The 12,770-nt window shown below is 62.6% G+C and carries 11 protein-coding genes; all 11 read right to left on the minus strand.

The window, feature by feature from the left end:
* Positions 1-11 precede the first annotated feature (11 nt).
* Positions 12-857, minus strand: a complete 846-nt coding sequence (locus WBN73_RS11535) for a chain-length determining protein (protein ID WP_207593569.1) — start codon at positions 855-857, stop codon at positions 12-14.
* Entirely contained in the window at positions 845-2,227 is a 1,383-nt protein-coding gene (locus WBN73_RS11540) for an O-antigen ligase family protein (RefSeq protein ID WP_242703308.1), read from the minus strand. Before WBN73_RS11540 ends, WBN73_RS11535 begins: the two co-directional genes overlap by 13 nt.
* Before the next feature lie 65 nt (positions 2,228-2,292).
* Positions 2,293-3,525 (minus strand): glycosyltransferase family 1 protein, encoded by a 1,233-nt coding sequence (locus WBN73_RS11545; RefSeq protein ID WP_337340311.1) that lies wholly within the window; start codon positions 3,523-3,525, stop codon positions 2,293-2,295.
* 5 nt (positions 3,526-3,530) lie between these two features.
* Positions 3,531-4,466, minus strand: a complete 936-nt coding sequence (locus tag WBN73_RS11550; protein WP_337340312.1) for a DUF6492 family protein — start codon at positions 4,464-4,466, stop codon at positions 3,531-3,533.
* Positions 4,463-5,959, minus strand: coding sequence for an oligosaccharide flippase family protein (locus WBN73_RS11555; protein ID WP_337340313.1), 1,497 nt, complete (start codon positions 5,957-5,959; stop codon positions 4,463-4,465). Before WBN73_RS11555 ends, WBN73_RS11550 begins: the two co-directional genes overlap by 4 nt.
* Positions 5,956-7,020: a glycosyltransferase family 2 protein gene (locus tag WBN73_RS11560; RefSeq protein ID WP_337340314.1), complete on the minus strand. Its 1,065-nt coding sequence runs from the start codon at positions 7,018-7,020 to the stop codon at positions 5,956-5,958. Before WBN73_RS11560 ends, WBN73_RS11555 begins: the two co-directional genes overlap by 4 nt.
* Before the next feature lie 5 nt (positions 7,021-7,025).
* Positions 7,026-7,688, minus strand: a complete 663-nt coding sequence (locus WBN73_RS11565) for an acetyltransferase (RefSeq protein ID WP_207593564.1) — start codon at positions 7,686-7,688, stop codon at positions 7,026-7,028.
* Positions 7,685-8,851, minus strand: a complete 1,167-nt coding sequence (locus WBN73_RS11570) for a DegT/DnrJ/EryC1/StrS family aminotransferase (RefSeq protein WP_337340315.1) — start codon at positions 8,849-8,851, stop codon at positions 7,685-7,687. The genes WBN73_RS11565 and WBN73_RS11570 overlap by 4 nt, the downstream gene beginning before the upstream one ends.
* Positions 8,848-9,867: an NAD-dependent epimerase/dehydratase family protein gene (locus WBN73_RS11575; protein ID WP_337340316.1), complete on the minus strand. Its 1,020-nt coding sequence runs from the start codon at positions 9,865-9,867 to the stop codon at positions 8,848-8,850. Before WBN73_RS11575 ends, WBN73_RS11570 begins: the two co-directional genes overlap by 4 nt.
* A complete protein-coding gene (locus WBN73_RS11580) occupies positions 9,864-10,973 on the minus strand; it encodes a Gfo/Idh/MocA family protein (RefSeq protein WP_280622851.1) in 1,110 nt (369 codons plus the stop codon). Before WBN73_RS11580 ends, WBN73_RS11575 begins: the two co-directional genes overlap by 4 nt.
* A 58-nt stretch (positions 10,974-11,031) precedes the next feature.
* Positions 11,032-12,714 (minus strand): sugar transferase, encoded by a 1,683-nt coding sequence (locus WBN73_RS11585; RefSeq protein WP_337340317.1) that lies wholly within the window; start codon positions 12,712-12,714, stop codon positions 11,032-11,034.
* Positions 12,715-12,770 lie beyond the last annotated feature (56 nt).

The following is a 12,770-nucleotide window of genomic DNA, read 5'->3' on the forward strand; positions in this document are numbered from 1 at the left end:
CTTTCCTGAGCCTAACGGCTGTTGGTTGGCTGAACAGCCGGTGGGCTGGTGACCCTCTTGTTGTCCTGGTTTTGTCGACGGGTATCGCCTCCAAGAAGGACTTCCACGGGTGGTAACGAGGTCTTGTTGACCGTTAGGCCTGCGCCGGGAAGGTCCAGGCTTGACGGTTTGGTTTCGCGTTCCATCGGTGACCCTCGTTTGCCGGACGTGGTCTTTTTGGGTTTTCCTCGCTTCCGGGTTGTCTCGACGGCACGGGCCAGGGAGACCGCGCCAAGGGTGAGGACGAGTCCGGCCACCACAACGACGATCACGGACCTTAGCCTGCTGGAGAACTGCTCCGTGGCTTTGTCGGGCGAGGCTACCGCCAGCGCGGTGAAAAGATACCTGTCGGAGGCTCCGTTAATCGTTTGAATGGTCCGAAGGTCCTCTTCCAGGCGCTCCCCCAGTGCTTTGGCAGTGGCAATGGCCTGTGACTTGTCGTCCGAGATGCCGGAGATGTCAATGAGGAACGCATCGGAGGGACGCTCTACTTTGTAGTCGGTGCTGAGCCCTTGTTCCGCAAGGATGTCGCCAGTGGCAACGTCGTTCAGGCGGGTCACGGCAACTTGGGCTACAAGGGACGAGTCGGCAGACCGCAGGTAGGGGTTATCCGGATTGAGCAGACCCAAGGCAGGATCTTTTTCAATTTGCTCCGCTGTAGGGGTCTGCGGGTTGACGATTGCATAGGTGGTCCGGGCCTCATAGGTTCGTGGAGCGAAAGAGAACATGTACACAGCGGCCACCGCCGTCAGCAGCAGAACGGGCACTACGAATACCTTGTAACGCCAAAGGGTTTTGAGAACGGCTACGGGGTCCATGTTCCCTCCTTGGGGACTAGTGGCGTGGTGCTTTGGGTCGGCCCGGATGGTTGTTCGGCAGAGGTACGCACTTTTTGAAGTTCGAGTTCCCGCCGGACCATGATCCAGGCCCCTCCGGACAATCCGACGATGAAGGGGTAGGTGAGTGCGAACACCGGGAAGGACATGGAGTCGAAGGTGAGCGAGCAGATAGCGGCAACAATTCCTGCTGCGGCTGCGGCGCCTGCCAGGCAGCGCAGGGGTGCAAGGCGGGAAGCGCGAGCCGCGAGGAGTGTCGTCAGGCCGGGGAACGTCAGGTAGGCAATCAACCCGACCAGCCCGACCAAACCTATGGTGACCGTTGCGTTCAGGTACTGGTTGTCAAGGATGTGGATCGCGTTGCTTGGCATGTAATTGCCCGGGCCAACTCCAAAGAACGGATGTTCTTCCACCATGGCTGCCACACGGGGGTAGTTGTTGGTCCGCGTGGTAATCGAAGGATCGCTTTCCCCGGCAGTCAAAGACGCAGTGAGGGTCCCGATCAGGCCCGGCACTCCGAGGAACAGTGCGGCCACGGTGACGGGAGCTGCGACGTAGGCCCATTGCCTGGCCAGACGGGGAAGGAAGGGCAGGAAGACGGCCATGCCCGCCAAGAGGCCAAGGATGCCTGAGCGGGAAACCGTGGAGGCGATGGCGAAGACCAACAGCGCCGTGATGGTCCAATGGACCCACTTTCTGCCTTTAGGGTCGTAGAGGCTCCGCCAGATGGAGAGGGGAAGAAGCATTGCACAGATCACAGCCATCTCGATGGAATGAAAAGTGCTCCCTGAGACGCGCATCAACGACCCGCGTATCTGGAACGTTGTATTTCCCCCGTTATTGGTGAAGCCCGGCATTGCCAATTGCAACCACTGCATGGGATCAATTCGGAAGAAAAATTGAACGGCGGCAACAAGGCAGCAGAAGGCCGCACCGGCCAACAAGGCACGGGTCAGTTCCATGGCAGTGTTGAGCGTCCTCACGGCCTCCGCGGTAACGAGGATGATGCCTGCACTGGCCAGCAGGAGAATCAGCCACCTGTCAGCTGCAGCGCGTGCAGGACTTTCACTTCCTCCGGTGTAGCCGGAATACATGGCCGCATAGGAAGCGCACGTTCCCACCCAGAGGAGAACGAAGCCCATGCGGCCGGGGTGCCTGGTATCCAACGGGTTGGTCAACCCAAAGAGGGCGGAACACAGCCAAACAGCCAACAGCAGCAATGCAAAAATCAGAGGCAATGTACCCACCGCGCCCAGCGGTTTCAGCACCATATTGGAGGGAAAGAAGAAGATTCCGAAAGCGGCAAACTTCAAAAGCAAGGGCACCCGGGGGCTGGCTGATCGGTCGCTCACGGTTAGGTCGTCCAGCTCTGGAATTTGCGCCGGTTGCCGAAGGCCAAGGAAACTACGCGCACCACTCATGACAGCCTCGGACTTCCTGGTTCTTTGGCACAGACGGATTCGAGCACTGCGGCAAAGCATTCCCGTGAGGCTGACCAGTCCAGTCGCTGACGTTGCGCGATCCTTGCCGCACGCCCGGAGATATCAGGGGCCTCAACCGCTTCTGCGAGCGTTTCGGCAAGCCGGCGTGGGATGGCGGGTGACCACAGGACGTCCGGGTCGCTCAAGACCTGTGCAGCGAAGGGCGACTCATTCAGTACGGGCACGTTGCCGGCAGCCAACAGTTCTTCCGGGACGAGGGAGATGTTGGTGAAAGAGATGGCAAGCCCGGTGATGGTGCGGTTATAGAGCTCATTTAGAGCGGCAGGACTGAGATTGCCGTGGTTGTGCACGGGAATGGACCAGCCGCTGATCCTGTCGCCGTAGACGTGTATTTCCTGCTCCGGATGCATAGCGTGGAATTGCTCCAAGGCCAGTTTGGCAAGGAGGTAACCGCGTCGATCCACCGCCCGCTTCGCGTAGTAGACCACTCCTTGGCGGGTATTCTTTCCGTCTTTCGTCTCCAGCAGGCGGTAGGTCGCGGTGTCGCAGGCGAAGGGTACTGAAGCGGCGGGCTCCTGGCCTGTTTCTGCCTTCATCACAGCGGTGATCATCTCTCCGAGTCCGATGTTGGTGAACCCCAGGCGGTAGCTGTTCTCTGCGAGCCAATACAGGGTGCCCCGGGGGTAAAAGTATGGCTCGTAGTCCTGGATGAAGTAGAAGCTGTGAATGTCCGGGCCCCGCCGGGCCGCGGCCGCGTACGCGGTTGGCCACGAACTGGCAACCACGGCGTCCATTCCCTCGAACCCCTCGGTAACACTTCTCACGTGGGCATCGAGATCCGGCCAAAATTGCCTGATGGTGGAAGTGTGCCGGGAAACGTCATCGCTGTTGCGGTCGTAGAGGAAAAGCGTGCACCGGTGCCCGCGGTCCGCCATGCCCTGAACCATGCGGAAGAAGGTGGTATGTCCGCCTGAGCCGGGTCCAGGAGGTGTGCAGACCCACCCGACATCGAGGCTCCCCGTTCTGGGGCGGGGGTTGCCTGCGGCGCATAAAACATCAAAATCTACGATGTCCTCAGGCCGAACCGGCAGCGTGGGCTCGGTGAAAGCCAGGTTTTCCAGTGCTTTGCCAGCAGTCCTCTGCAGCACTTTAGCGGCAACCGAACCCCAGCCATCCTTGCGGGCTTGGCCCAGAATTCGTCCCAGCACGTTGATCACTGGATATCACCCCGTTCTGAACCGGGGGCGGTCTGCCGGAACGACCTCAAGGCACGCCTGCGCACATCCAGTGGTATGCCGGCCTTGGCGGAGAGCATCACAACATGTTTGCCGGGGGCCGCCCCGTGGAGCAGCCGTTCGATGTCCGCTTGGTCCAAGGGCACCTCGTCGGAGTGGACAATTCCGCACATCTCACTGATGCTGGCGGCAGGGCCGCCGGTGACTTCGTCCACATACAGGCCGTACAGCATCATCTCGGAGAAATGCAGCTCCGCTCCGACAGCTGTGTGCCAGTCTCGGCCGGTAACGTTCTGGATGTGCTGGAGCAGGTTTCTTACCACGGCCGGTTCCCAAAGGCACGGCCAGCAGATGTAGTCAGCCAGGTCACCTTCGGGAGGAGACGGCAGCCCCAGGAGCCGACGGCCTGAAACGTGCCACTGCCTGTGCCCGGGAAGGGACGCATCAACAGCCCCTGGTGCGCGGTAAAGGGCGATCCTGCCGTCCTTGCGGAACGTATCAAGGTTGGTATCGCGGATGAGCAGGCTGTCGGAGTCAAGGAGCAAGGCGCCGTCAACATGGAGTGCTGCAACCACGGCGAGTTTAAGTATCTGTTGTGCGATCCAGCCACGAACCGGCGGCCACGGATGGGCTGCATTGATCCAGACGTTGAATCGCGAAAGCCTGATAAACGAAGACGGCAGGAATTCGCTGGCTGCGTGCACCTCTGTCCTGGGCCCTCGGAGGACAGCGAAGACCCCCAAATCCCGATCCGGGACGATGATGTGATGGACCACGCCGGGGCCGGTCATCTCGAGGACCGACCGGTTAAGGTCAATGCACAACTCACGATCGGGCACATAGCTTGGTGTGACCACCGCAAGGTCGCTGCCCGGTGAGGAACTGGCACCATTCACTGGCAGGTTTACCATCATGATTCCCCCGTACCAGTATGTCCGCCCGCAGGGAGGGAAGTCCTCTCACGGAGCAGCCCCCGCAAAGTTTGCACCAGCAGCCTCCCCCGCCGGTACGTCAACGCTACGTACACCGCTCCACCCAGGAAGCCCCCCAGCAGAAGTGCCATCAAAGGCTCCGTCACGCTGACGCTTGCAAGCCACGCCGTTGATCCGGCGATTATGGCGGCCGCGAGTGGGACAAGACTTCCACGCACCAATTCCCAGGCGCCAACAGCCAGCACGGATTTGAGCGCCACCACATACAAAGGGATGACCACCAAACAGGCCACTGCAGCATGCGCGATTCCCGCCCCGGCAATCCCCCACCATTGAATCCCAACGATGAGTGCCGGAGTGAGGCTCACCAGCCAAGCCACCTGCAACCAGAACAGCCACACAGTACGACCGGCGCCCACGCACAGGTCAGCGAAGACTTCCACCAAGATCCGAGTAGCGCCGAAGACTCCCAGTGTTGCCAGCGCTATCCCGGCCGGCGCCCATGCGTCTCCATAGGCCACCACTATCAAAGGGTGCGAAAGAGCTATCACCATGGCCGAGATCGGGAATGCGCAGTAGGAAGTACCGGCCACAAACCTGCCCGCCACCGCCCCCAGGGTGCCCTCCGCGAACAGTCGGCCAAAGGTCGGCACCGCAGTGGCCCGGATGATCGCAGTGATCACCGAACTGGGCAGCCCGGCCAGGTTGAACGCCAGGAGGTACAGGCCCAATGCCGTCGGATCAAGCATCCGGCCTATCAGGAGATAGTCCACGTTCAAGGTCACGAACACCACCAGGTTGGCCATGGCCAACGGCATTCCCAGGCGCAGGATCTCCGCGGCCACCGTCCGGTCAAAGCCCGGGGCGTACCGCTTGGGAGTGATGATCCAATAGCCGGCCAGGGCCACCAACTGTCCACCCACTCTGGACCAGGCGAGCGCCATCGCTCCCCAGCCGTCCAATGCCATCGGCACCACCAGTACCAGCACGGTGACCAGGCTGCAGAGGTCGACGACGACCCGCGGCTTTTGCAGGAACTCCCGCCACACCATGGTGGAAGGGACGGCGCCGGCTCCCTGGAGGAGGATGGTGAGCGAGAGCACCTGGATCACGGGCGTCGCGGCGGGGTCATCAAACGCTGTTGCCAAGGCAGGTGCAAGGGCGATTGCTGCCGCCGTCATGACTCCGCTGGTGACCAGTGCAATGGAGAAGACGGTGGGGGCGATCTTGTCCGGATCCCCGGTGCCGCGTGCCAAGGCTGCGGTCGCACCGAGCTCGGCCATGTTGGTGGCGATGGTCTGCACCACAATGGCTACGGCGAGCGCGCCGAAGTGCTCCGGGGCAATCATCCTGGCCACGATGATGGTGGTGGCAAACTGGACGATCCTGCCCAAGGCCATGTTGACACCGCCCCACAGCGTGGCGCTCGCAGCCCGGTTGCCCAGTGTGCGGTCTTGGCCGCTGACGGCGGTCATGAGATTCCCGTCATGGCCCATAGCCTCCAACGGACCCGGTCCAGCTGGCTGCGCACAAAAGCAGCGGCGAGCCTTTCTGCCCTTGGTTTCCGGCCGCGGGCTGCCCGGGCGATCCTGGCTTGCAACGCGTTGGCCCGGTGGATGTTTCCGGGAACCTCGTGCAGGCTCTCGATGAATTTCCGGAGCTCGACTGCGGCCTCCACCGATCCGCCGTGGTTGATTTCCCTGAACCCCAGCTGCGCGGCTTCTTTGCTGAGGGCGCACTTGGCCCGCTGCACCTGTCGTGCCCGGTTCTTCGGATTGCCCGGAAACCGGGAGTCTTCAAGGACCCGGAATGCCTCCAGCCGGTGCTTCAGGTCCACAGCGGCCGCTGCGAACTCCGTCTGATGCATGTTGGCCCCATGGACCCGGTAGAACGCCTGCACCGGCCCGTTGATCCTGCCCACATCCCAGGAGCCTGCTGCCCTAAGCCAGTACTCCAGGTCCCCGGAGTGCGGCAGCGTGGTGCTGTAAGCACCCACGCTGAGCACTGCCGCGGTCCTCATGACCACCTCGGGTGAGAGGATGAAGTTCCTCCCGCGGGCGCACGCCAGGGAAATCCATGCCCGGCCTTCCCACACAGTCCATGTGCTGTGGTCATGGGAGGAAGGGGCAGGAGGCTTGTCAGTGAAGTCCCGGGGCAGGCCGTACACCATTCCCACCCGGGGGTTGGCTTCCATCAGCGCGGCAGCCCGGGCCAACGCACCGGGGGCTATGACATCATCTGCGGACAGAAGCGTTACGTACCGGCCCCGCGCCCTGGAGAGTCCGTCGTTGTAGGTGGCAATGTGCCCCTTGTTGCTGTCGTGGAGGACAACGCTGATGCGTTGATCCTCGGAGGCCAGCCGCCAGGCCACGGCGGCGCTGCCATCCGTGGACGCATCATCGACCACGATGACCTCAACGTCCACGCCCTCCTGCGTCAAAGCGCTGGCAACAGCCTCAGGCAGGAAGTGTCCGTAGTTGTAGCACGGCACTACCACCGAAACACTCACCGGGTGCCGGAGGGGAACGGGACGCATCAGTTTCATTGGATGCCCTCCAGCGCAGGGGAATTTCCCCGCTTGATCACCCGTGCCGGGACCCCGGCCCAGGTTTCCTCTGCCGGTACGTCCGTGAGGACCGCCGCGCCCATCCCGATCGTGGCATTTGCGCCGATGGACGTGCGCTCGCGGACACTGGCATTCATCCCGACATAGGCGGCACGCCCGATATGAACGTTGCCCCCGAGCGAAACCCCTGAGGCGAAAGTCGCAAAGTCACTGATGTCGTCGTCGTGGGTGAAGGTCACGCCGGGCATGGCTACTACGTGGTTGCCGATCGTCACGGACGCTGTCATGCTCACGTGGGCTAGGAGGATGCTGCCCCTGCCGATCATGCAGCCTTCGGGGACCTGCACGGAGGGGTCTATGGCCGTGGCATATCGGCCTTCATCCAGTCCCAGGGTCCTGAGCCGCATGACGACGGCTTCCCTCCCCGATCCTGATCCGATGCACACCAGCAACAATGCATGGGGGAAATTCAGGGCATCCCGGATGGGGCCCAGGACGTGGGCGCCGTCCACCACCCGACCGAGTTTGTCTTCGTCGTCGTCGAGGATCCCGATGACGTCAAAGGGCCCGTTGCTGCGGACCATGGCCAGGACCTCCCTGGCCAGGCCGCTGGCTGCTATGAGGAGAAGTTCACTCATGTCAGTCGACCTGCTGCCCGATACACGGAATCGATGACCCGGACCTGATCGTGCAGGGAAAGCTGGTGGTACAGGGGCAGGATGAGGGTGTGGTCAGTCAGCCATTCAGTGGCATCCAGGGCTGCCTTCCCGGTGTCTTTGCCGGCGTAGGCCGGTTGGCGGTGGGCTGCCATGATGCCCCGCCGCGCAGAAATTCCATCCTCGGCCAAAACAGACATCAACCCGTCGCGTCCCAGGGGAAACCCTGGCCCGACTTCAAGCCAGCAGGACTGGAAGTTGCTGATTCCATAGTCCGGGTCGCTGACCAGGCGCAAGCCCTCGATTTCTGCGAAAGCGTCCGCGTAGGTAGCTGCCAGTTTCCGCCGCCGCTGGATGACCTCCCGGAGCCGGCCCAGTTGGACGATTCCGACGGCGGCCTGAAGATCAGTCATGCGGTAGTTGAACCCGATTTCGAGGTACTCCTCCGGGGGCGCGAGAATGCTGGCGTGCCGGTCGGCGGCAGAGACGCTCATGGCGTGTTCACGGAGGCGCCTTGATGTATCAGCAAAGTCCTGCCGCGAGGTGGACAGCATGCCGCCTTCCCCGGTGGTGAGGATCTTGCGTGGGTGGAAGGACCAGGCGGCGACTTCCGCTCCGGCCCCCACAGCCCGGCCGTGGTAGCGGGAACCGATGGCGCAGGCAGCATCTTCCACCACGGTGATGCCCAGCGGATCGCACATCGCCCGGATGGGAGCCAGATCAACGGGCACTCCGCCCTGGTCCACGGCGATGACTGCCTTGGTGGCCGGAGTCAGGGCGGCACGCAGTGTCTCTGCGGTGACACAACCGGTTGTGACGTCAACGTCGGCGAACACCGGACGAGCCCCCACGTACGTTGCTGCGTTGGCTGTGGCAATGAACGAGAACGACGGGACTACTACGTCATCGCCCGGGCCCACGCCGGCCACCACAAGGGCCAGATGCAGGGCTGTAGTGCAGTTGGAGGTCGCGACGGCGAAGCCTGCCTGTTGCAGCAGGCAGAACGCCTCTTCGAACTGGCGGACTTTGGGACCTTGTGCCACCCACCCGGAGGCGATCACCTCGGCCACTGCCTGGGCCTCGTCCTCGCCCAGCCACGGCTTCATGACGTCGATGCGTGCCAGGTGGAGACCGGAGGCGGTCATCTCGCACCAGCTACCGGAGCGTCAGGTCGGGTGGTGGTGCGTGCTGCGGCAATCTCTTCACGCAGTGGCCGCCACCAGGCAACCAGCGAGCGCAGTCCATCTTCCAAGCCGACGGCAGCCTCGAACCCGAGGTCCTCCCGCGCGGCCGAGGTATCGGCCAGGCGGCGCGCCACGCCGTTGACGGCTCTTTCCGGTCCGTGCTCAAGGTGCAGCGGTGACTCCATGACGTCCAGCAGCGTTTGGGCCAGCCCGGCGAGGCTGGTTTCGGTCCCGCTGGCCACGTTGTAGACACCATCGGTGACGTCACTGACTGCTGCCAGGACGTTGGCCCGGGCCACATCGGCGGTATGGATGAAATCCATGGTTTGCTGACCGCTGCCGAAGATCAGTGGCGGACGGCCATCGACGATCCGCTCCATCCAACGGACCAGCACCTCGGTGTACAGCCCGTGGACGTCCATCCGCGGACCATAAACGTTGAAGTACCTCAAGGCCACGTAGTTCAGGCCGGTCATCGCCCGGAAGCTCCTCGCCATTCCCTCGTTGAAGGACTTGGCTGCGCCGTAGAACGTGTCGTTGTTGTGATGGTGGTGGCGTTCGGTGGTGGGGAATTCTTCGGCCATGCCGTACACAGAAGCGCTGGAGGCCAGGATGAGCTTGTCCACGGCGTGTTGGGCGGTGGCCTCGATCACGTTGAACGTTCCGTCCACCAGCACTTCGAGTGCCAACCGTGGTTCCTCGGCGCATTGGGTGATGCGGATGGCGGCCTGGTGGAACACCAGGTCCTTGCCCCGGGTGAGGTCATGCACCAGGTCGCGGTCCCGCAGGTCACCTTCCACCAGGTCCACCCGTTCACTGGCCAATGCGGCGTCCAGGTTTGCCAGGCGTCCCCGCACCAGGTTATCCAGGACGTCCACGTGCGCGGCACCGGCGTTGAGCAGTTGGTCAACCAGCGTGGACCCTATGGTTCCGGCGCCACCGGTGACCAGGACGTTGGCGCCGAGGAGCCTTTTCACCGTGCAACCTGGAGATTGACCTCGTTGCCGGCCACCACTGTGGACTGCCCGTCGGTGCTCAGGCTTTGGGTGACGGCCTCCAGGACAGACAGGACGCGGAGCCCGGACTCTCCACTGGTACGGGGCATGGTGTGGTTACGGATGGACGCAGCGAGTTCGGCCACCACCTGGCCCAGGGGCTCGCGTTCCTGCAGTGCAGGCGACCACGTGTCGCCGAGGCGGTAGGAAATGGCGGAGGTCCGTTTGTCCGCCGCTGACCGGGGCTGGTGTTCAAGGCTGACCCCACGATCGTAGACGCTGAGGCGTTGTTGCGGGTTCAGGTCATCCCACACGAGGGTCCTCTTCGATCCCCCGATGATCATCTGCCGGATCTTGGTGGGGCTGAGCCAGTTCACGTGGATGTGCACCATGGCGTCGTTGGGAAGGCCAAACGTTAAATGTCCCACGCAGTCACGGCCGGTACCCAGCGGATCTGCCCCATGGGCCGCGATCTCTGTGGGGTGCAGGCCGCCCGGCAGGACGAAGTCAAGGATGGAAAGGTCATGGGGAGCCAGGTCCCAGAAAACGTTGACGTCCGGTTGGACCAGGCCCAGGTTGATACGGACCGAGTCGACGTAGAGGATATCGCCCAACGCCCCGGTGGCTACAAGCTCCTGGATCTTCAAGACTGCCGGGGTGAAGCAGTAGGTATGGTCCGCCATCAGCACCAAACCCCTGGCTTTGGCTTCTTCCACCATCTCCAGGCCTTTTGCCCGGCTGTCCGCCAAGGGTTTTTCCACCAGCACATGCTTCCCGGCGCGCAGCGCCGTCATCACCACTCCGTGATGGGTGTGTGCCGGTGTCGCCACCGCAACGGCATCAAGGTTGTATGTGTCCAGCAGTTCGTCCAAGGACTCGACGACGGCCACGCCACCTACCGTTTCGGCGAGCCTGAGCCCGCGTTCTACGTCCAGGTCGCAAATGGCCACCAGGTCCCAGTCAGGGCTGGCTTTAAGGTTCCTGGCGAGATTGGGACCCCAATAGCCTGCCCCGACCACTGCAATCTGAAGCTTGGGCCGCACTGCGTGGCCATTCAGTTGTCCCGATGGAATTGTTCGTATGCTCATTTCCCACTCGACTTCTGTGTTGAAAGCGCGGTTCTTATCAGGTAATGCGTAACGTTCACTAATAGGCGCCGGAAGGCCGGGTCATCGCCCGGAAGGTCCGCCACATGATCATGAGGTCCCCCGCTATTGACCAGTTCTCCACGTAGTAGAGATCCAGCCGGACTGCCTCGTCCCACGGAAGGTCCGAGCGTCCGTTGATTTGCCACAACCCCGTGATTCCGGGTTTGATCAACAGCCGGCGGTGAGTATGGCGCTCGTAGCCGCTGACTTCCCGTGACAGTGGCGGCCGGGGCCCCACCAGGCTCATGTTTCCCACCAGGACATTCCAGAACTGTGGCAGTTCATCCAGGGAGTACTTGCGCATCCACCGGCCGCACCGGGTAACGCGGGGGTCTCCGCGGATCTTGAACAGGACTCCGGCTCCCTCATCTTGGCTGCCAAGGGCTTCAAGGTGTGCTTCGGCATCCACCACCATGGAACGGAACTTCAGCATCTGGAAGGTCGTGCCCCGCTTTCCGATCCTCTCCTGCTTGAACAGGACAGGCCCGGGGCTGTCGGCCCGGACGATTGCGGCCAGGACGAGCAAGACAGGAGCCAGGACGAGCAAAGCCGCTGCAGAGACTGTGATGTCCATCAGCCGCTTGAGCGTGTGCTTGCCACCGGAGTAATGCGGAATGTCAACGTGCATGAGTGGAAGTCCCTCAACGGGCCGCCAGTGGATGCGTGGACCTGCAACGTTGGTCAAGGTAGCGGCCAGAACCAACTCAGCGGCATTTTCCTCCAGCCGCCATCCAAGTTCCTGGATGAACTGTTTTCCACCAGGAACCGGGCCTGCCACGATCACCGCGTTGGCACCGGTCTGCCGGACGGTATGCGCCACGCCGTAAATGGAGGAAAGGACCGGTACGCGCAGGTGGTCCACGGCCAGGACGGTACCGCGGCGGGCACCTGGGAGGCAGGCACCCAGGATGTCGTAGGCGGCACCGGACTTACGGTTGATCTGCTTGATGACGTACCTGACGTCCTGGGGTTCGCCCACAACGATCGCGCGGGAAAGGCAACGGCCCCTCGACTTCTCATGGCTCAACCATCGGCGGAAGCCCCATCTGCTTCCGGTCAGGGCCACCAGGCCCAGCGGCAAGGAGATCAGGACAAAGGAACTGACAGCCTCCAGACGGAATACCACCGCAACGATGGCCAGGAATCCGAAAACCCGGAAGCTGGCGGAAAGTACCCGTTTGTACTCCTCCGGGCCTACTCCGAGGACTTTGGGATCGCGCGTCCTGTACACCTCCAGGGCCGCCAACCAGACCACTCCCAGGACCAACCCCATGGACAAGTGTTGGGCCTGTGCCGGGCTTCCGGGCGATACGCCCATTCCATCGGGGCTCAGGGCTGTCCCGGCCAGGACAGCTCCGGCAACCAAGGCCGTGTCAGCCAGCAGGAGGCTGGTGGTCAGGAAGCGAGTCCACGTCAAACGGTCTTTGAGCGGTGCCTTGATCCGCGCGTGGCGGTGGGTGACTGGCGGCGTCACGTGGTCCAGGGTGACATCCGACCTCAGCGCCGCCAGTCCCGCCTTTTCAGTCCGCTGTGCAGCAGCGGACTTGCCAATCCAGGGAGACGCCGGCGGATTGACGGTGGCGGCGGCAGAGTCTGTCCGGAAGGCTGACCCCGCGGAGGCATGAGCGGCACCCTCGGGTGCCGCTGCCTTGCCTGATCGCAAGACTGGAACTCTCACCATGTCAGCCCTCTTTGCAGACCTGCCGTTGCCTACCTATCAGTGAAGCCGCGGCACTC

Source organism: Paenarthrobacter sp. CCNWLY172 (assembly GCF_037402035.1).
GTDB lineage: Bacteria > Actinomycetota > Actinomycetes > Actinomycetales > Micrococcaceae > Arthrobacter.

Excerpts from the sequence above, each read along its gene's own strand:
- WBN73_RS11550 (WP_337340312.1), bottom strand. The coding sequence starts at position 4,466 with ATGATGGTAAACCTGCCAGTGAATGGTGCCAGTTCCTCACCGGGCAGC.
- WBN73_RS11560 (WP_337340314.1), bottom strand. The coding sequence starts at position 7,020 with ATGCGTCCCGTTCCCCTCCGGCACCCGGTGAGTGTTTCGGTGGTAGTG.
- WBN73_RS11535 (WP_207593569.1), bottom strand. The coding sequence starts at position 857 with ATGGACCCCGTAGCCGTTCTCAAAACCCTTTGGCGTTACAAGGTATTC.
- WBN73_RS11555 (WP_337340313.1), bottom strand. The coding sequence starts at position 5,959 with ATGACCGCCGTCAGCGGCCAAGACCGCACACTGGGCAACCGGGCTGCG.
- WBN73_RS11585 (WP_337340317.1), bottom strand. The coding sequence starts at position 12,714 with ATGGTGAGAGTTCCAGTCTTGCGATCAGGCAAGGCAGCGGCACCCGAG.
- WBN73_RS11565 (WP_207593564.1), bottom strand. The coding sequence starts at position 7,688 with ATGAGTGAACTTCTCCTCATAGCAGCCAGCGGCCTGGCCAGGGAGGTC.
- WBN73_RS11570 (WP_337340315.1), bottom strand. The coding sequence starts at position 8,851 with ATGACCGCCTCCGGTCTCCACCTGGCACGCATCGACGTCATGAAGCCG.
- WBN73_RS11580 (WP_280622851.1), bottom strand. The coding sequence starts at position 10,973 with ATGAGCATACGAACAATTCCATCGGGACAACTGAATGGCCACGCAGTG.